A 17,946-nucleotide genomic window follows, 5' to 3' on the forward strand; every position below is an offset into this window, starting at 1 on the left:
CACCACCCTCCCCCTCCGCTTCGCCCATCACTGTCACCGCTGGAGTTCCCGTGGACGCATCCACCGTCAATAGCCTGTTCCTGATCGGCGCGATTCTGGTGGGCGCGAGCATTCTGGTCAGCTCCTTCTCTTCGCGACTGGGCATCCCGATCCTGGTGATCATCCTCGCCGTGGGCATGGTCGCCGGCGTCGACGGCATCGGCCACATCAACTTCACCAACTACCCGCTGGCCTACCTGGTGGGCAACCTGGCCCTGGCGGTGATCCTCCTCGACGGCGGCCTGCGCACCCGCGTCTCCAGCTTCCGCGTGGCGCTCTGGCCGGCGCTGTCCCTGGCCACGGTAGGGGTGCTGATCACCACCGGGCTGACCGGCCTGGCCGCCGCCTGGCTGTTCGACCTCAACCTGCTGCAGGGCCTGCTGATCGGCGCCATCGTCGGTTCCACGGATGCCGCCGCGGTGTTCTCCCTGCTCGGCGGCAAGGGCCTCAACGAGCGCGTCAACGCCACCCTGGAGATCGAGTCGGGCAGCAACGACCCCATGGCGGTGTTCCTCACCGTGACCCTGATCGACATGCTCGCCAAGGGGCAGAGCGAGTTCAGCCTGGACTTCCTGCTCCATCTGGTGCGCGAGTTCGGCATCGGCCTGATCCTCGGCCTCGGCGGCGGCTGGCTGTTGCTCCAGGTGGTCAACCGCGTGCACCTGGCCCACGGCCTCTACCCGCTGCTGGTGATCAGCGGCGGCCTGCTGGTCTTCGCGGTGACCAACGCCCTACACGGCAGCGGCATCCTCGCCGTCTACCTGTGCGGCCTGGTGCTCGGCAACCGGCAGATCCGCTCGCGCCACGGTATCCTGCACATGCTCGACGGCATGGCCTGGCTGGCGCAGATCGGCATGTTTCTGGTCCTCGGTCTGCTGGTCACCCCCCACGACCTGCTGCCCATCGCCGTTCCCGCGCTGCTCCTGGCGCTATGGATGATCCTCATCGCCCGGCCGCTGTCGGTGCTGGTCGGGCTCTGGCCGTTCCGCGGCTTCCACGACCGCGAGAAGATGTTCATCGCCTGGGTCGGCCTGCGCGGCGCGGTGCCGATCATCCTCGCCGTGTTCCCGCTGATGGCCGGTCTGGAGAACGCCCAGCTGTACTTCAACCTGGCCTTCTTCATCGTCCTGGTCTCCCTGCTCCTGCAGGGCACCAGCCTGCCCTGGGCGGCCAAGCTGCTGCGCGTCACCGTGCCGCCGGCGCCATCGCCCATCTCCCGCGCCGGCCTGGAGGTGCATCCGACCAGCGAGTGGGAGCTGTTCGTCTACCGCCTGGCCGCCGAGCGCTGGTGCGTGGGCGCGCCGCTGCGCGAGCTGCGGATGCCCGAGGGCACCCGCGTCGCCGCGCTGTTCCGCGGCCGCGAGCTGCTCCACCCGTCCGGCAGCACCACCCTGGAGGCCGGCGACATCCTCTGCGTGGTCGGCCACGAACGCGACCTGCCGGCTCTCGGCAAGCTGTTCAGCGAGGCACCGAGTCGCGGCCAGGACCTGCGCTTCTTCGGCGACTTCATGCTCGAGGGCGATGCCGAGCTGGACGCGGTGGCGGCACTCTATGGCCTGGAACTGGGCGACGAGGACGGCAGCCAGCCGCTGGCACGCTTCATCGCCCGACAGATCGGCGGCGCTCCGGTGGTCGGCGACCAGGTGGAGTGGAACGGCCTGACCTGGACGGTGGCGGCCATGGAAGGGAACCGGATCCTCAAGATCGGCCTCAAATTCCCCGCCGGTGCCCGCCCCGGTCCCGTGCGGCTTCTCTAACTCTGCAACCTTTCGCGACGCTCTGATCATGCCCCCTGTGCGCAACCTTCTCGCCGCGGCCCTGCTCGGCCTCGGTCTGCTGTTCCATCCCCTCCTGCCGGCCGCCGAAGCGCCGAGCGCCGCCGCGGTGCAGAAGAGCCTCGACGGCCTGGCCGAGCGCCAGCTCGCCGAAGCCGAGCAGCAGGCCCTGCGCCAGGTGCTGGAAAGCACTCTGCAGCAGCTCGCCGAGAAAGCCGACAGCGAGCAGAAGCTCGCCGAACTGCGCAAGCAGCTCGCCGAGGCGCCGCGCCAGGTGCTTGAGGCGCAGCGCGAGCTGGCCCGTCTGAAGGACAGCGCGCTGCCCGACGTGCCGCGCCTCTACGCCGAACGCCCGGTGGAGGAACTGGAGCAACTGCTCGCCGAGCGCAACGCCCAGCTCGGCGAATGGCAACGCCAGCTGGCCGCCGCCAACAGCCTGATCGTCACCGCGCAGACCCGCCCGGAGCGTGCCCAGGCAGAGATCAGCGAAGGCCAGGCACGCAGCCTGGAGATCAACAACCTGCTCAAGCTCGGCAAGGAGCAGGGCAAGCCCCTTTCCGCGGAGCGCCGCGACCAGCTCAACGCCGAGCTGGCCGCCCTGGCCGCGAAGGCCCAGCTGCGCCGCGAGGAACTGGCCGGCAACAGCCAGCTGCAGGACCTCGGCCGCGCCCGCCACGATCTGCTAGAGGAGCGTATCCGCCGTGCCGAGCAGGAAACCCTGGCCCTGCAGTCGTTGATCAATGACCGCCGCCGCGAACAGTCGGAACGCACCGTCGCCGAACTGGCCAAGGAGACCGAGGACGCCCGCGACGACGACCTGCTGGCCCGGGAAAGCGCCATCAACCTGAAGCTCTCCGACTACCTGCTGCGCTCCACCGAACGCCTCAACGACCTGACCCGCCTGAACCTGGAGACCAAGCAGCGCCTGGACAACCTGAGCCAGAGCGAACAGGCCCTGAGCGAGCAGATCGACGTGCTGCAGGGCAGCCTGCTGCTGTCCCGCCTGCTCTACCAGCAGAAGCAGGCGCTGCCGAAGGTGAGGGAGGATCGTGGCCTGGCCGACGAGATCGCCGACATCCGCCTCTACCAGTTCGAGATCAACCAGCAGCGCGAGCAGCTCAGCAATCCCGAGACCTACGTGGAGCAGCTGCTCGCCAAGCAGGCCGAGGAGCAGGTCACCCCGGAGCTGCGCAGCACCCTCGGCGAGCTGATCGCCACCCGCAGCGAACTGCTCGAGCGCCTCAACCGCGAGATGAGCGCCCTGCTCAACGAATCCATCAACCTGCAGCTCAACCAGAAGCAGCTGCAAGCCACCGCCAGCAGCCTACGCGCCACCCTCGAGGAGCAGATGTTCTGGATCCCCAGCAACCGGCCGCTGGACATGGCCTGGCTGAAGAGCGTCCCGGAGCTGCTCGAGGCCCAACTGGCCAGCGTGGACTGGGGCTCGCTGTTCCACGAACTGGGCAGCGGGCTGGCCGACAAGCCGCTGGTGTTCCTGCCCCTGCTGGTGCTCTTCGCCCTGCTGCTGTGGCGGCGCGGCTGGCTGAAAGCCAAGCTGGCCGCCCTGCACCAGGACGTCGGCCACTACAAGCGCGACAGCCAGCTGCATACCCCCCTGGCGCTGTTCATCAACCTGCTGCTGGCGCTGCCCGGCACCCTGCTGCTGGCCCTTGCCGGCTTCGCCCTGCAGATGGACGCCCGAGGCCAGAACGCCATCTTCGGCGCCGCCCTGTACAAGATGGCCATGGCCTGGCTGGTGTTCTACACCGCCTACCGGATCCTCGCCCCCTCCGGGGTGGCCGAGCTGCACTTCCACTGGCCGCGCCACCAGGTGGCCTTCCTGCGTAGCCAGATCCGCCGTCTCGGCGTGGTAGTGCTGGCCCTGGCCGCGGTGGTGACGGTCGCCGAACGCCAGCCGGAGGTGCTCGGCAACGACGTCATCGGCATCAGCGTGGTGCTGGTCTGCTACGCCCTGCTGGGCTGGCTGACCGGCAAGCTACTGTACGACCTGCCGACCCGCGAGCACGTCCCGCTGTTCCGCCAGTTCCTCGGTGTGGCCATCGTCATCCTCCCGGTGGTGCTGTTCGTCGCGGTCTGCGCCGGCTACTACTACACCGCCCTGAAGCTCAGCGACCGCCTGCTGGACACCTTCTATCTGGTGCTGCTCTGGCTAGTGCTGGAAGCCACCGCGCGGCGCAGCCTCGGCGTCGCCGCCCGGCGTCTGGCCTACCAGCGCGCGCTCGGCAAGCGCCAGCAGGCCCCGGGCAGCGAGGAAGTGGTGGAGGAGCCGGTGCTGGACATCGAGCAGATCAACCAGCAGTCGCTGCGCCTCACCAGCCTCAGCCTGATGCTCGCCTTCATCGCCGCCCTGTACTGGGTGTGGGCCGACCTCATCTCGGTGTTCGCCTACCTGGACAACGTCACCCTCTACGAATACAGCGCCGGCAGCGGGGCCGCAGCCACCATGGTGCCGATCAGCCTGGCCGACCTGCTCGGCGCCCTGGCGATCCTGGCGATCACCATCATCCTCGCCCGCAACCTGCCCGGCCTGCTGGAAGTGCTGGTGCTGTCGCGCCTGAGCCTGGCCCAGGGCACCTCCTACGCGGCCACCTCGCTGCTCTCCTACGCCATCATCGGCTTCGGCGCGGTGTCCACCCTGGGCACCCTGGGGGTCAGTTGGGACAAGCTGCAGTGGCTGGTCGCCGCCCTCTCGGTGGGTATCGGTTTCGGCATGCAGGCGATCTTCGCCAACTTCATCTCCGGCCTGATCCTCCTTTTCGAGCGCCCGGTGCGGATCGGCGACACCGTGACCATCGGCGGCGTCACCGGCACCATCAATCGCATCCGCATCCGCGCCACCCACATCACCGACAGCGACCGCAAGGAAGTCATCGTCCCCAACCAGACATTCCTGACCAGCCAACTGATCAACTGGACGCTGACCGACACCGTGACCCGCGTGGTGCTGACCTACAACGTCAACCGCGGCCCCGACCTGGAACTGGTGCGCAAGCTGCTCCTGCAGGCCACCCAGGAGAACCCGCGGGTGCTCCGCGAGCCGGCGCCCAGTGTGCAGCTGAAGACCTACGGCCCGACGGTGCTGGAGCACGAGCTGAAGATCTACGTGCGCGAGCTGGGCGACCGCGGCCTGGCCACCGACGAGCTGAACAGGCGCATCGACCAACTGTTCCAGGAGCACGGCATCAATGTCGCGACCGTTCCGAAGATGGACGTCACCCTCATAAACGCCAAGGGCGAGCAACGTCACCTGGACAAGCCCGCCACCGAGGCGCCGGACGCGCCGCAATGAGCCGCCGGCACTTGCCCGGCGGCGGCCTTGCGGCCAAGCTGAGCCGATGATGAAGAACCTCGACGAGTTGCACTTCGACAACCGCTACGCGCGCCTGGGCAACGCCTTCTCCGTCGCCGTGGCTCCCGATCCCATCGACGAACCGCGCCTGGTGGTGGCCAGCGAGGCGGCCCTGGCCCTGCTCGATCTCGAGCCGGCGGTGCAGGACGACCCGCTGCTTGCCCAGCTGGGCTCCGGCCACCGCCTGTGGGCCGGCGCCGAGCCGCGAGCGATGGTCTATTCCGGGCACCAGTTCGGCGTCTACAACCCGCGCCTCGGCGACGGCCGCGGCCTGCTGCTCGGCGAGGTGGTCAACGCCGCCGGCGAGTACTGGGACCTGCACCTCAAGGGCGCCGGCCTGACCCCCTACTCGCGGATGGGTGACGGCCGCGCGGTGCTGCGCTCGACGATCCGCGAGTTCCTCGCCAGCGAGCACCTGCACGCCCTGGGCATCCCCACCAGCCGCGCCCTGTGCGTCACCGGCTCGACCACCCCGGTGTGGCGCGAGCGCCAGGAAAGCGCCGCCATGCTGCTGCGCCTGGCACCCAGCCACGTGCGCTTCGGACACTTCGAGTACTTCTACTACAGCGACCAGCGCGAGCAGCTGCGGATCCTCGCCGAGCACGTGCTGCGCTGCCACTTCCCGGCCTGCCTGGAACAGCCCGCGCCGCACGCCGCGCTGTTCCGCGAGGTGGTAGAGCGCACCGCCGAGCTGCTCGCCTACTGGCAGGCCTACGGCTTCTGCCACGGGGTGATGAACACCGACAACATGTCGATCCTCGGCATCACCTTCGACTACGGCCCCTACGCCTTCCTCGACGACTTCGACGCCAACCACGTCTGCAACCACTCCGACGACAGCGGCCGCTACAGCTTCAGCAACCAGGTGCCCATCGCCCACTGGAACCTGGCCGCCCTGGCCCAGGCCCTGACCCCCTTCGTCGGCGTGGACGAGCTGCGCGCCAGCCTCGGCCTGTTCCTGCCGCTGTTCCAGGCCCACTACCTGGACCTGATGCGCCGCCGTCTGGGCCTGGCCAGCGCCGCGGAAGGCGATCAGGAGCTGGTGCAGCGTCTGCTGCAGCTGATGCAGGGCAGCGCCGTCGACTACAGCCGGTTCTTCCGCCAGCTCGGCGAGGAGGCCCCGGAGCAGGCCCTGCGGATTCTCCGGGAAGATTTCGCCGACCTGGCCGGCTTCGACGCCTGGGGCGCCGCCTACCGGGCGCGCGTGGACAGTGAAGGCGGCAGCCAGGCCGAGCGGCGGACGCGCATGCACGCGGTCAATCCCAAGTACGTCCTGCGCAACTACCTGGCCCAGCAGGTCATCGAGGCCGCCGAGCAGGGCGACTACGCCCCCGTGCGCGAGCTCCACGCGGTGCTCAGCCAGCCCTACGCCGAGCAGCCCGGGATGGAGCGCTACGCCGAGCGCCCGCCGGAGTGGGGGAAGCATCTGGAGATCAGCTGTTCGTCCTGAGCGGCCAGAGATCCTCTCTCCCGGCCCTCGACCGTCAGCGCGCGGAGGGCGCCTCGGCGAGCAGCCAGTCCAGCCCCATGGCCACATGGCGCTCGCTGCTGTCCACCAGCGGCAGCGGCGTGCTGACACCGTCCAGCAGCAGACCGATCTCGGTGCAGCCGAGGATCGCCGCCTGGGCGCCGCGCGCCGCCAGCCGCTCCAACTGTTTCAGGTAGAAGGCCCGCGAGCTATCCAAGAAGCGTCCCTGGCACAGCTCGGCGAAGATGATCCGGTCGATCTCCGCCATGCCCGGCGCATCCGGAACCAGCACCTGGATACCGTAACGCGCGGCGAGCCGTTCGCGGTAGAAGGCCTCGGCCATGGTGAAGCGGGTGCCGAGCAGCGCCGCGCGGCGCACCCCCAGCTCGCGCAGGGCCGCGCCCACCGCATCGCCGATATGCAGCAGGGGAATCCCCACCGCCGCCTCGATCGAGGCCGCCACCTTGTGCATGGTGTTGGTAGCCAGCAGCAGCGCCCCGGCGCCGGCTCTCTCCAGGCCGCGGGCGGCCTCGGCGAGCTGGCGCCCGGCCGCGTCCCAGTCGCCGGAACGCTGCAGGGCGGCGATGCCGGCGAAGTCCACCGAGTGCAGCAGCAAGGGGGCCGAGTGCAACCCACCGAGCCGCTCGCGCACGCCCTGGTTGAGCAGCCGGTAATAGGTGACGGTGGATTCCCAGCTCATGCCGCCGAGTACGCCCAGAAGTCGCATTTCTCGCCTCCCCTCTGTCGGTTTCCCAGCCTAGCGACCACCGCCGCGCCGGCACAGGCACAGTTGCCGAGAGGGGCGGCGATACAGCCGGAGCCTCAGGCGCCTTATCACTCCGAGTCATATGAACCTCAGGAATTGATCTTGGACGCTCTAAGAGAAGGCCACTATCTTTCGTCGCCTGCTTATTTCCGCCTGTTCTACCACCAACTGTCAGGCTCTTCCCCGCATGAAAATCCGTGACCTCGACCTCAGCCCGAGCCCCCTCAACGCAGAGCACGAGGCACTGGGGCTTCCGCCCGTGGAAGCCTACGTTTCCCAGCCCGACAACCATCCGGTATTGCGCGGCGCCATGTGGGCCGCCGTACTGATCCTCGCCGGCCTGCTGTCCTTCCTGATCTGGCGGCTGTTCTCCAGCAACGGCAGCAGCGGCGCCCTGCACATCATCGAGAGCACCCTGAGCAGCTCGGCATTCTGGAGCGCCGTGGCGGTGGGCTTCTTCGCCCAGGTGATCGACGGCGCCCTGGGCATGGCCTACGGCATCACCGCCACCACCTTCCTGCTCTCCGCCGGCGCCACCCCGGCGGCGGCCAGCGCCAGCGTGCACATCGCCGAGGTGTTCACCACCGGCCTGTCGGGCATCTCCCACGTCAAGCTGGGCAACGTCGACAAGGCACTGTTCCTGCGCCTGCTGCTGCCCGGGAGCATCGGTGCGATCCTCGGCGCCATCCTGGTCACCCAGGTGGACGGCGCGCTGATGAAGCCGTTCATCTCCGCCTACCTGCTGGTCATGGGCCTGTACATCCTCAGCAAGGCTTACCGCCAGATGATCCAGCGTCGCACGCCGAAGCACGTCGGCAAGCTGGCGCTGTTCGGCGGCTTCGTGGACGCCGCCGGCGGCGGCGGCTGGGGCCCGGTGGTGACCAGCAGCCTGCTCGGCTCCGGCAGCGACCCGCGCACCACCATCGGCTCGGTGAACTTCGCGGAATTCTTCCTCACCCTGTCCAGCGCCACCTCCTTCATCCTCCTCGCCGGCCAGCCGGCCACCTGGATGATGGTCGCCGGCCTGGTGCTCGGCGGGCTGTTCGCCGCGCCCTTCGCCGCCCTGCTGTGCAAGAAGCTTTCCGCGCGCACCCTGCTGACCATCGTCGGCTGCCTGATCACCTGCATCAGCGCCTACAACATCTACAGCAGCCTGTTCTAGGCCAATAACCTTTCCATCTAGGAAGATCGGGCTTTTTATTCCATCGGGTCATTGACGGGTCGCCGGCCCTTTACCATCCTGCGCTTTTTCATCCCCATCGAAGGAGCGCAGCCATGAAACCGGAAACCCTGGCCATCCATGCCGGCTACAGTCCCGACCCGACCACCAAGGCAGTGGCGGTGCCGATCTACCAGACCAGCTCCTACGCCTTCGACGACACCCAGCACGGCGCCGACCTGTTCGACCTCAAGGTGGCCGGCAACATCTACACCCGCATCATGAACCCCACCAACGACGTGCTGGAGAAGCGCGTCGCCGCCCTGGAAGGCGGCGTGGGGGCGCTGGCGGTGGCCTCCGGCATGGCGGCCATCACCTACGCCATCCAGACCATCGCCGAGGCCGGCGACAACATCGTCTCGGTGGCCAAGCTGTACGGCGGCACCTACAACCTGTTCGCCCACACCCTGCCGCGCTTCGGCATCGAGGTGCGCTTCGCCCCCCACGACGACCTCGCCGCCCTGGAGGCGCTGATCGACGAACGCACCAAGGCGGTGTTCTGCGAATCCATCGGCAACCCGGCCGGCAACATCGTCGACCTGGCCGCCCTGGCCGAGGCCGCGCACCGCCACGGCGTGCCGCTGATCGTCGACAACACCGTGGCCACCCCGATCCTCTGCCGCCCCTTCGAGCACGGCGCGGACATCGTGGTGCACTCGCTGACCAAGTACATCGGCGGCCACGGCACCAGCATCGGCGGCATCGTGGTGGACTCCGGCAAGTTCCCCTGGGCCGAGCACAAGGCACGCTTCCCCCTGCTCAACACCCCGGACCCGTCCTACCACGGCGTGACCTACACCGAGGCTTTCGGTCCCGCCGCCTTCATCGGCCGCTGCCGGGTGGTGCCGCTACGCAACATGGGCGCGACGCTGTCGCCGTTCAACGCCTTCCTGATCCTGCAGGGCCTGGAGACCCTGGCCCTGCGCATGGAGCGGCACACCGAGAATGCCCTCAAGGTGGCCCAGTACCTGCGCCAGCACCCACAGGTGGCCTGGGTGCAGTACGCCGGCCTCGAGGACCATCCGGAATACCCGCTGGCCCAGCGCTACATGGGCGGCAAGCCGGCGGCGATCCTCTCCTTCGGCATCAAGGGCGGGCAGGAAGCCGGCGCGCGCTTCATCGACGCGCTCAAGCTGGTGGTGCGTCTGGTGAACATCGGCGACGCCAAGTCGCTGGCCTGCCACCCGGCCTCCACCACCCACAGGCAGCTCAACGACGAGGAGCTGGCCAAGGCCGGCGTGCCCCGCGACATGGTGCGCCTGTCGATCGGCATCGAGCACTTCGACGACATCCGCGCCGACCTGGAACAGGCCCTGGAAGCCTCCAGGGCCTGATCCCGCCGGGCCGGACCTGGCGCGGCCGGCCCGTCCGGCCTCACGCTCCGGGGGCGCCGGCCTCTCCGGGCGACATGGCCAGCGCGGCGAGCACGGCCTCGCGCAGGCGCCGGAACTCCCCGGCGAAGGCGGCGTAGCTGGCCCGCCAGGGCTGGGCGTCGCGCAGTTCCTGCTCCAGGGTGACGCTCAGGGACTCCAACTGCACGGCCCCCAGGGTGGCGGCCATGGACTTGAAGCGGTGCAGCAGCGCCTGGGCGTCCTCGCCGCTCTGCGCCTCGAGGCTGGCCAGCAGCTCGTCCGGCACCCCGGCGTGGTCCTCGACGAAGCGCAGCAGCAGATTGCGGTACAGCGTGTGGTTGCCGAGCAGGCGTTCCAGGGCGGCCCGCTGGTCGAGACCGGCGATCTCCGGCAGCCCGGCCTCCGGCACCGCGCGCGGCGTCGGCGCGACCGCGCCGCCGTCGGACTGCGGCGCGCGGGCCAGCCAGCGCTCCAGCAGCGCCTCTAGGTGGCGCGGATCCACCGGCTTGGCCAGGTAGTCGCTCATCCCCGCCGCCAGGCAACGCTCGCGGTCGCCGCTGAGGTTGCTGGCGGTGAGGGCGATCACCGTCAGCTCGGGGTACAGAGGACGCAACCGGCGTAGGGTTTCCAGGCCGTCCATCTCGGGCATCTGCAGGTCCATCAGGACCAGCTCGATGCTGGCATCGGCGGCCAGTCGCTGCAGCGCCTCGCGGCCGTTGCGCGCGGTACTCAGGCGCAGCCCCAGGGCCAGCAGCTGCTCGCTGGCCACCTCGAGGTTGAGCGCATCGTCCTCTACCAGCAACACGTGGCGCCCCTGCAGCGGCAGGCCGTGCAGCGCCTCGCCCGGCTCATCCGCCGCCCGCCGGTCCACGCCGCGCAGGCGCGCACCGGCCGCCTGGCGCACCGTCTGCACCAGCTGGGCGCGCTGCTCCTGGATGAACTGGCCGACGCCCATACCCGGCTTGCAGAGAATCGCCACCGCGCCGGCATCCATGGCGTCCAGGGCGATCGCCGAGCCCTGCTCGGCCAGCGAGGAGAACACGATGGTGGGGATCGGCTTCTGCTGCATCAGCTGGCGCAGGAAGGTCAGGTCGTCCATGCGCGGCATTTCCACGTCCACCACCAGCACGTCGGGGCACAGGGTATCGAGCTTCTGCAGGGCGAACAGCGGATCGTGGGCGACGCCCACCACCTCGATGTCCGGCTCGCTGCCGAGCTGCTCGCGAAGCATGGAGCGGACCACCGCCGAGTCGTCGACGATCATTACCTTGATCATGCCGACAGCCTCTGCCGGTGGGGCACGCGGGCCATGCGGTAGATGGAGGGGGCCAGCTGCTGCAGTGGCAGGGAGAGGCCCGCCAGCGACTCGCAATGGCCGATGATCAGCCAGCCGCCGGGACGCAGGGTGGCACAGAGGTTGTCCAGCACCCGCTGGCGGGTCGGCTGATCGAAATAGATCAGTACGTTGCGCAGGAAGATCACGTCGAACTCGTCAGGCTCGGCCCAGGCGTCGAGCAGGTTGTGCTGGACGAAGCGCACCCGCGCGCGCAACTCCGGATCGATCAGCAGCATCCCCTCGTAGTGGCCCGTGCCACGCCGGCAGAAACGCTTGAGGTAGTCGCGGGGCAGCAGATCCAGGCGATCCATGCGGTACAGCCCGCTGCGCGCCTGCTGCAGGGCGCGGCCGCAGATGTCGCTGGCGGTCAGCTGCCAGCGCTGGCCCAGTTGGTCGGCCAGCACCATGGCCAGGCTGTAGGGCTCCTCGCCGGTGGAAGCAGCGGCGCACCAGACCTTGGCCGCGCGGTCGCGAATATCCGGCAGAATGCGCTCGCGCAGCAGGGCGAAATGCCCCGGCTCGCGGAAGAAATAGGTCTCGTTGGTGGTCAGGCGGTCGAGCATCTCGGCACGCTCGACCTCGCCCACGGGGCTGAAGACATGCTCCAGATAGGCATCGAAGTCGGCCAGCCCCAGAGCCTCCACCCGCCGCCACAACCGGCTCACTACCATGGACCCCTTCTGTGCGCTGAGCTGGATCCCGGCATTGCGGTAGAGCCATTCCTGGATGCGTTGAAAGGCCTTGGGACTGAGCGGCTTCATGCTGATCAGCCCGCCGCCGCCCCGACACCGGCCTGGGCTCCGGCCTCGATCAGGCTTTCCAGCTCGCCCAGCGAGAGCACCGCGGCGATGTCGAGAATCGGGATGAAGCCCTGCTCGCGACGCAGCATGGCGGTGACGAAGTCGCTGCGCAGCCCGGTGCCGAACTGCGGACGGCCCTCCACCTCGCTGGCCTCCACCTCACGCACCTCGCTGACCGCATCCACCAGCACGCCGCGCATGTGCAGGGACTCGCCCTGGGCCACCTCGACCACCACGATGCAGGTGCGCCGGTTGATGACAGTGGGCTCGCGGCCGAAGCGCACCGAGAGGTCGAGCACCGGCACCACCGCGCCGCGCAGGTTGATCACCCCGTGCAGAAAGGCGGGCGCCAGTGGGATGGAGGTGACCCCCGGGTACTCGATGATCTCCCGGATGGCGTGGATGCCCACGCCATAGGTTTCACCGCCGAGGTTGAACATCAGGTACTGGCGCACCAGTTCCTGAGCTTGAGTGGAATCGACCATGGTCCGGTTCCCTTAGAAACTGACGAAGAGGCTTTCGTCGACCGCCCCCTGCGCGGCGCCCTGGCCCGCGGCCGGACGACTGGCGAGCGGAGCCGGATCGCGCAGCACGCGGCGTTCGGCGTTCTTGCCGGTCTTGAAGAAGCCCATCACGCCCTGCAGCTGCAGCGCCTGGCTGCTCATCTCCTCGGCGGTGGCGGACAGCTCCTCGGAAGCCGAGGCGTTGGCCTGGGTGCTCTTCGACAGTTCGAGGATGGCGCTGTTGATCTGGTCGATGCCGGAGCGCTGCTCCTGAGACGCGGCGGCGATTTCCTTGACCAGGTCGGCGGTCTTGCTGATCGCCGGGAGCATTTCCTCGAGCTGGCCACCGGCCCGCTCGGACAGCTTCACGCTGGAGTCGGCCAGGGTACCGATCTCCTGGGCGGCGACCTGGGAGCGCTCGGCCAGCTTGCGGACCTCGGCAGCCACCACCGCGAAGCCCTTGCCGTGGTCACCGGCGCGGGCGGCCTCGATGGCGGCGTTCAGCGCCAGCAGGTTGGTCTGGTAGGCGATGTCGTCGATGATGCTGATCTTGTCGGCGATCGATTTCATGGCGTCGACGGTCTCGCGCACCGCCTCGCCGCCCTCCTTGGCCGCCTGAGCCGCCTGGCTGGCCATGCGGTCGGTCAGCGCGGCATTCTCGGCGTTCTGGGTCACCGACGCGGCGGCCTGTTCGATGGTGGCGCTGATCTCCTCGACGCTGGAGGCCTGCTCGGTGGCGTTCTGGCTCAGGGTGCCGGAAGAGGCGGAGACCTGCTCGGAGGCCGAGGCCAGCGATTCAGCCGAGGAACTGACCTGGCCGATCACGTCGGTCAGGCGCTCGACCATGCCGCTCATGGCGGCCAGCAGGCTGTCCTCGTCGCCCTTGCGCAGCTGCACCTTGACGGTCAGGTCGCCCTGGGCGATGCGCTGCACCACCTCGCGGGCATAGTCGGGCTCACCGCCGAGCTGGCGGATGATCACGCGGGTCAGGAACAGGCCGAAAAGGACGGCTACCAGGACGGCCAGCGCGATGAGGACGCCCATCACGACCTTCATCGTCGCGACGGTTTCCCGGGCCCCCTGATTGGCCGTGTCGGCCTGTCTCAGCATTTCCTGGACCAGATCGGCGAAATCGCTCTCGATCTGGTGCGCAATCGGCCGCAGCGGACCGTTCACCATCGCCAGCCCTTCGTCGGCACGGCCGTCACGGGCCAGTGCCAGGGCTTCCTGGACGCCCTTGACATAACTGTCCACCCCTGCCTGGACCTTGTCGGCAAGCGCCACTTCGGCGGGCGACATCTCGGTCTGGCGGTATTCGTTGAACGCCGCCTGGGCGCGCTCCCGGTATTCAATGGAACGCTTGACGGTCTCCTCGCGTTCTTCGCCTTCCTGGGTCAGGAAGCGAATGACGGTACGGGTGTAGATCAGGTACTCGCGGAAGGCGATCTGCGCCTTCACCGTCGCCAGCAGGTTGTTGTCGTACATGCGCTGCATGGACGAGCCCATCGACACGATGTTGTTCAGCCCAAAGAGCCCCATCGCCGCGGCAATCACCGCCAGAGTGAAGAAGGCGCTGAGCAGCTTCTTCGCCAGACCGAGTTTCATGAACCAGTTCATCAGAAATGCCTTAGTGTCAGATCAGAGAGAGGATTGGACGGGGCTGGCGACCAGCACCGGAACGTCTAGCAACAGGGCGACGCTGCCGTCGCCGAGGATGGTGGAGCCGGCCAGGCCGCGCATGCCGTCGAGCAGGCGGCCGAGCGGCTTGATCACCGCCTGGATCTCGCCGACGAAGCGGTCGACGACGATCCCGGCGCGCTGCTCGCCGGCCTGCACCACCACCAGGCATTCGCGGGCACCGGCAGCACGCGGAATGCCGAAGCGCTCGGCGAGGCGCATGTAGGGCAGCGGCTGGCCGCGCAGGTTGATCACCTGGTTGCCGGGCCGTTCGGTGAACTCCAGGCACTCGACCACCAGGTCGAGCGGCAGCACGAAGTCGGCATCGCCGACCACCACATGGAAGCCATCAATGATCGCCAGGGTCAGCGGCAGCTGGATGCGGAAGGTGCAGCCTTGGCCGCGCACGCTATGGATATCCACGCTGCCGCGCAGCTGTTCGATGTTCTGCCGTACCACGTCCATGCCCACGCCGCGACCGGAGAGGTCGGTGACCTGCTCGGCGGTGGAGAAGCCCGGGGCGAAGATCAGGTTGTGGATGTCGCGCTCGGCCAGCTGGTCGTCGGGCTCCACCAGACCGCGCTCGACGGCCTTGGCGAGGATCCGCTCGGTGTCCAGACCGCGGCCGTCGTCGCTGATCTCGATGACCACGGCGCCGGAACGGTGGTAGGCGTTCAGCGACAGGGTGCCCTGCTCCGGCTTGCCGGCGGCGCGGCGCGCCTCGATGGATTCGATGCCGTGGTCCATGGCGTTGCGCACGATGTGCAGCAGCGGATCGTTGAGCTTCTCGACCATGGACTTGTCCAGCTCGGTCTCGGCGCCGCTGACCTTCAGCTCGATGCGCTTGCCCAGCTCGGCGCAGACGTCGCGGACCACCCGCGGGAAGCGCTGGAACACCTCGCCGATGGGCACCATGCGCAGGTTCAGGGCGCGGTCGCGGATCTGCTCGACCAGTTGGCCGACACCGGCCAGCAGCTCGCTCAATTCAGGATTCTCGCGGATCACACCGTGGGCGTTGCAGGCCGAGTTGCGGATCACCAACTCGCCCACGGCGTTGATCAGCTCGTCGAGCTTGCGGGCATCCACCTTGATGAACACCTGCTCGGCGGCGCGACTGCGACCGCCGTCCTAGCCCTCGGCCTGGCGCTCCGCCGGTGCTCCGCCCTGAGCCGCGGAGGGCGGCGGGTCCAGGCATTCCAGCTCAATGGCGCAGTCTTGGGCGATGAACTCCAGAGCCTGCTCCAGGGACTCGCGGCTGGCCTGGGTGCGCAGCTCGAGGACGAAGCCCAGGTAGCAGCTTTCCGGGTCCAGCTCGGCCAGCGCGGGCAGTTGCTCGTCGAGGATCTGCAGGGACAGCAGCTCGCCCTTGTCGGTCAGGTACTGGATGAAGGCCAGCGGGTCCAGGCCATAGCTGAGCACCTGCGGCTCGGGACGCAGGCTGATGCGCCAGCGCTGCAGCCCGGCGCTCGCCGGCGTCGCGCTGGCGGCCGGCGCGGCGCTATCGGCGGCGCCGCCCAGGTAGTCGTTCAGCGCGGCGCATAGACGGGCCCGCTCGCGGGGATCAGGGTCGCTGTCGTCGCGCCCCTCGGCAACCTCGTCGAACAGCCGGCTCAGGTAGTCACCGCAGCCCAGCAGCAGCGAGACCAGCGGGCCGTCGATGGCCTGCTCGCCATTGCGGACCCGCACCAGCAGGTTCTCCATCAGGTGGGTGAAATCCACCACCAGGTGCAGGTTGAACATGCCCGAGGAGCCCTTGAGGGTATGGGCGGCCCGAAACAGCGCGTTGATCCGCTCGGGATCGGCGCCGGCGGACTCGATGGCCAGCAGGTTCTGCTCCAGCTCGACCAGCAGCTCGCGGGCCTCGTCCAGCAGTACGCTGCGAACGGCTTGCATATCCATGGTGGGGCGTCCCTCAGTGATCGAGCAGGGTGGTCATGTGCAGGCGTGCGAGCAGCTGCTCGACGGCCGGGCTGGGAGCCACGAAGGGCACGTCCGGCAGCTGGCGGCGCAGGGCGATGAGCAGCTGCAGGCCGGCGCAGTCGATGTCGTTGATGCCGGCCAGGCAGATGCTCTCCGGCCGGTGCCGCTCGAGGTCGAGCAACAGCAGTTCCCGGAGCTCGGCGGCCCGCTCGATGGTGAAGCTGCCGCCGAGCCGCAGGCGGCTCTCGGAACAGTGCTCCATGCTCAGAGCACCAGCTTGGACACGGCGTCGAGCAGCATCGGCGGCTGGAACGGCTTGACGATCCAGGCACGCACGCCGGCGGCCTTGCCCTGGGCCTTCTTGTCGTCGCTGCCTTCGGTGGTGAGCATGATCACCGGGGTGAACTTGTAGGCCGGCAGTTTCTTGGCTTCCTGGACGAAGCTGATGCCGTCCATGTTCGGCATGTTCACGTCGGAGACGATGAGGTTGTACTTGCGGCCGTCCAGCTTACTCAGCGCGTCCTTGCCGTCCTGTGCCTCAACCACGGTGTAGCCGGCGCTGCGCAGGGTCAGACTGACCATCTGCCGCATGCTCGCAGAATCGTCGATCACCAGAATCGTCTTGCTCATCTCGTCTCAACTCAGAAGAAGGTAATGGAGGAAGAAGTGTTGGCGGACGCAGTGCTGCGCCCGTCGTGCAGCTCGTGCTGCTCGAGGGTGGTGTAGGTGCTCTTCAGGCGTTCCAGCCAGTCGGCCACGCTGGGCAGCTGGCCGTTCTCGTCCAGCGTCTCCAGGGCCTGGCCGAGGTGCTGCATGTCGTCGCCGAGGTGGCCCATGATCTGGTCCACCCGGTCCTGGAACTGCAGGTGCATGACCAGCTGGTTGATCTCGCTCTCCACCAGCTGGCGCTCCTGCTGCAGCTCGCTGAGCGATTCCTGGAGCATGCTGGCGGTCTGGTCGAAGTCGCCGATGATCTGCGCGACGCGCTGCTGCGACTCGGCCACCACCGCCTGCTCGCTCTCCGCGAAGGAGGCCGAGAGGCCCTGGGCCTTGTGGATCACCTCGGTGACGGTGTCCACAGTCTGACGAATCAGCTTGCCGGTCTCGCCGGACTCCTTCGACAGCTTGCGCACCTCGTCGGCGACCACCGAGAAGCCGCGCCCGGCCTCGCCGGCACGCGCGGCCTCGATGGCGGCATTCAGCGCCAGCAGGTTGGTCTGGTCGGCGATCTTGCCGACCTGCTCGGCCATCCGGCTCAGCTCGTGGGTGTGGCTGGCGATGCGGTCGATCTCCGCCAGCAGCAGGCCGCGGTATTCCTGGGTCTGGCGCAGCGCGTCGGTGATCTGATGCAGACCGCGCTCGGCCTGCTGGATGATCTCGATGGCCCGGCCGCTCTGTTCCTGGCCCTGCTGGGGGGGCCTGAGTGACCAGCCGCTGGCTGAGCGTGGCGAAGCCGCCGGCCAGGCCGTTGATCGCCTCGCCGATCTGCCCGCGGGCGAGCAGCAGGTGCTGGCTCCAGAGCGGCAGTACGCCGCCGACCAGCTTGCGCAGCGACTCATCGCCGGCCGACTGCGGCTCCTCGACGACCAGGCTGGCCGCCGGCACGCGCGGCGAGCGGGAGCGGGTCAGAACGCAGGTGGCCAGCAGCACCAGCCCGCCCCAGCCCAGCCCCAGCCAGGCGGACTCGGCCAGCAGGCCGCAGAAGACCAGATTGGCCACGG

General features: G+C 68.5%; 15 protein-coding genes. 5 read left to right on the forward strand and 10 right to left on the reverse strand.

Annotated features, from left to right (window positions below; translation table 11 throughout):
* The first annotated feature begins 50 nt into the window (after nucleotides 1–50).
* The 3 genes from H165_RS0101115 to selO are packed head-to-tail and all read left to right on the forward strand — an operon-like array spanning nucleotide 51 to nucleotide 6,634.
* Nucleotides 51–1,796, forward strand: coding sequence for a potassium/proton antiporter (locus H165_RS0101115; protein WP_017937052.1), 1,746 nt, complete (start codon nucleotides 51–53; stop codon nucleotides 1,794–1,796).
* 28 nt (nucleotides 1,797–1,824) lie between these two features.
* Nucleotides 1,825–5,124 (forward strand): mechanosensitive channel MscK, encoded by a 3,300-nt coding sequence (gene mscK, locus H165_RS18225; protein ID WP_081609311.1) that lies wholly within the window; start codon nucleotides 1,825–1,827, stop codon nucleotides 5,122–5,124.
* A 49-nt stretch (nucleotides 5,125–5,173) separates the two neighbouring features.
* A complete protein-coding gene (gene selO / locus H165_RS0101125) occupies nucleotides 5,174–6,634 on the forward strand; it encodes a protein adenylyltransferase SelO (protein ID WP_017937054.1) in 1,461 nt (486 codons plus the stop codon).
* A 34-nt stretch (nucleotides 6,635–6,668) separates the two neighbouring features.
* On the opposite strand, the gene H165_RS0101130 is transcribed toward selO, so the two are convergent.
* A complete protein-coding gene (locus H165_RS0101130; RefSeq protein WP_017937055.1) occupies nucleotides 6,669–7,379 on the reverse strand; it encodes an aspartate/glutamate racemase family protein in 711 nt (236 codons plus the stop codon).
* Nucleotides 7,380–7,605: 226 nt separating this feature from the next.
* Between H165_RS0101130 and H165_RS0101135 the strand changes: the two genes are divergently transcribed.
* A complete protein-coding gene (locus tag H165_RS0101135) occupies nucleotides 7,606–8,580 on the forward strand; it encodes a sulfite exporter TauE/SafE family protein (RefSeq protein ID WP_017937056.1) in 975 nt (324 codons plus the stop codon).
* Nucleotides 8,581–8,693: 113 nt separating this feature from the next.
* Entirely contained in the window at nucleotides 8,694–9,971 is a 1,278-nt protein-coding gene (locus H165_RS0101140) for a bifunctional O-acetylhomoserine aminocarboxypropyltransferase/cysteine synthase (protein WP_017937057.1), read from the forward strand.
* Between the two features lie 40 nt (nucleotides 9,972–10,011).
* On the opposite strand, the gene H165_RS20070 is transcribed toward H165_RS0101140, so the two are convergent.
* The 9 genes from H165_RS20070 to H165_RS19815 are packed head-to-tail and all read right to left on the reverse strand — an operon-like array spanning nucleotide 10,012 to nucleotide 17,784.
* A complete protein-coding gene (locus H165_RS20070; RefSeq protein WP_017937058.1) occupies nucleotides 10,012–11,265 on the reverse strand; it encodes a response regulator in 1,254 nt (417 codons plus the stop codon).
* Nucleotides 11,262–12,086, reverse strand: a complete 825-nt coding sequence (locus H165_RS0101150; RefSeq protein ID WP_017937059.1) for a CheR family methyltransferase — start codon at nucleotides 12,084–12,086, stop codon at nucleotides 11,262–11,264. The genes H165_RS20070 and H165_RS0101150 overlap by 4 nt, the downstream gene beginning before the upstream one ends.
* Before the next feature lie 5 nt (nucleotides 12,087–12,091).
* Nucleotides 12,092–12,610 (reverse strand): chemotaxis protein CheW, encoded by a 519-nt coding sequence (locus H165_RS0101155; protein ID WP_017937060.1) that lies wholly within the window; start codon nucleotides 12,608–12,610, stop codon nucleotides 12,092–12,094.
* Nucleotides 12,611–12,622: 12 nt separating this feature from the next.
* Complete coding sequence (locus tag H165_RS0101160; protein ID WP_017937061.1) at nucleotides 12,623–14,245, reverse strand: methyl-accepting chemotaxis protein; 1,623 nt, start codon at nucleotides 14,243–14,245, stop codon at nucleotides 12,623–12,625.
* Between the two features lie 21 nt (nucleotides 14,246–14,266).
* Nucleotides 14,267–15,391, reverse strand: a complete 1,125-nt coding sequence (locus H165_RS19885; protein ID WP_248681180.1) for a chemotaxis protein CheA — start codon at nucleotides 15,389–15,391, stop codon at nucleotides 14,267–14,269.
* A gap of 42 nt (nucleotides 15,392–15,433) precedes the next feature.
* Complete coding sequence (locus tag H165_RS19890) at nucleotides 15,434–16,204, reverse strand: Hpt domain-containing protein (protein WP_248681181.1); 771 nt, start codon at nucleotides 16,202–16,204, stop codon at nucleotides 15,434–15,436.
* A gap of 13 nt (nucleotides 16,205–16,217) precedes the next feature.
* Nucleotides 16,218–16,487 carry an STAS domain-containing protein gene (locus H165_RS18235; RefSeq protein ID WP_017937064.1) on the reverse strand — a complete coding sequence of 90 codons (270 nt, stop codon included), beginning with the start codon at nucleotides 16,485–16,487 and terminating at the stop codon, nucleotides 16,218–16,220.
* A gap of 2 nt (nucleotides 16,488–16,489) precedes the next feature.
* Nucleotides 16,490–16,855, reverse strand: coding sequence for a response regulator (locus tag H165_RS0101175; protein ID WP_017937065.1), 366 nt, complete (start codon nucleotides 16,853–16,855; stop codon nucleotides 16,490–16,492).
* 11 nt (nucleotides 16,856–16,866) lie between these two features.
* Nucleotides 16,867–17,784: a methyl-accepting chemotaxis protein gene (locus H165_RS19815; protein WP_081609312.1), complete on the reverse strand. Its 918-nt coding sequence runs from the start codon at nucleotides 17,782–17,784 to the stop codon at nucleotides 16,867–16,869.
* Nucleotides 17,785–17,946: the final 162 nt, after the last annotated feature.

The organism is Pseudomonas thermotolerans DSM 14292, assembly GCF_000364625.1.
Classification (GTDB): domain Bacteria; phylum Pseudomonadota; class Gammaproteobacteria; order Pseudomonadales; family Pseudomonadaceae; genus Aquipseudomonas; species Aquipseudomonas thermotolerans.

Bases quoted from the DNA above. Each gene is read 5' to 3' on its own strand.
- mscK (WP_081609311.1), top strand. From the start codon at position 1,825: ATGCCCCCTGTGCGCAACCTTCTCGCCGCGGCCCTGCTCGGCCTCGGT.
- selO (WP_017937054.1), top strand. From the start codon at position 5,174: ATGAAGAACCTCGACGAGTTGCACTTCGACAACCGCTACGCGCGCCTG.
- H165_RS0101130 (WP_017937055.1), bottom strand. From the start codon at position 7,379: ATGCGACTTCTGGGCGTACTCGGCGGCATGAGCTGGGAATCCACCGTC.
- H165_RS0101135 (WP_017937056.1), top strand. From the start codon at position 7,606: ATGAAAATCCGTGACCTCGACCTCAGCCCGAGCCCCCTCAACGCAGAG.
- H165_RS0101140 (WP_017937057.1), top strand. From the start codon at position 8,694: ATGAAACCGGAAACCCTGGCCATCCATGCCGGCTACAGTCCCGACCCG.
- H165_RS20070 (WP_017937058.1), bottom strand. From the start codon at position 11,265: ATGATCAAGGTAATGATCGTCGACGACTCGGCGGTGGTCCGCTCCATG.
- H165_RS0101150 (WP_017937059.1), bottom strand. From the start codon at position 12,086: ATGAAGCCGCTCAGTCCCAAGGCCTTTCAACGCATCCAGGAATGGCTC.
- H165_RS0101155 (WP_017937060.1), bottom strand. From the start codon at position 12,610: ATGGTCGATTCCACTCAAGCTCAGGAACTGGTGCGCCAGTACCTGATG.
- H165_RS0101160 (WP_017937061.1), bottom strand. From the start codon at position 14,245: ATGAACTGGTTCATGAAACTCGGTCTGGCGAAGAAGCTGCTCAGCGCC.
- H165_RS19890 (WP_248681181.1), bottom strand. From the start codon at position 16,204: ATGGATATGCAAGCCGTTCGCAGCGTACTGCTGGACGAGGCCCGCGAG.
- H165_RS18235 (WP_017937064.1), bottom strand. From the start codon at position 16,487: ATGGAGCACTGTTCCGAGAGCCGCCTGCGGCTCGGCGGCAGCTTCACC.
- H165_RS0101175 (WP_017937065.1), bottom strand. From the start codon at position 16,855: ATGAGCAAGACGATTCTGGTGATCGACGATTCTGCGAGCATGCGGCAG.
- H165_RS19815 (WP_081609312.1), bottom strand. From the start codon at position 17,784: ATGAGTCGCTGCGCAAGCTGGTCGGCGGCGTACTGCCGCTCTGGAGCC.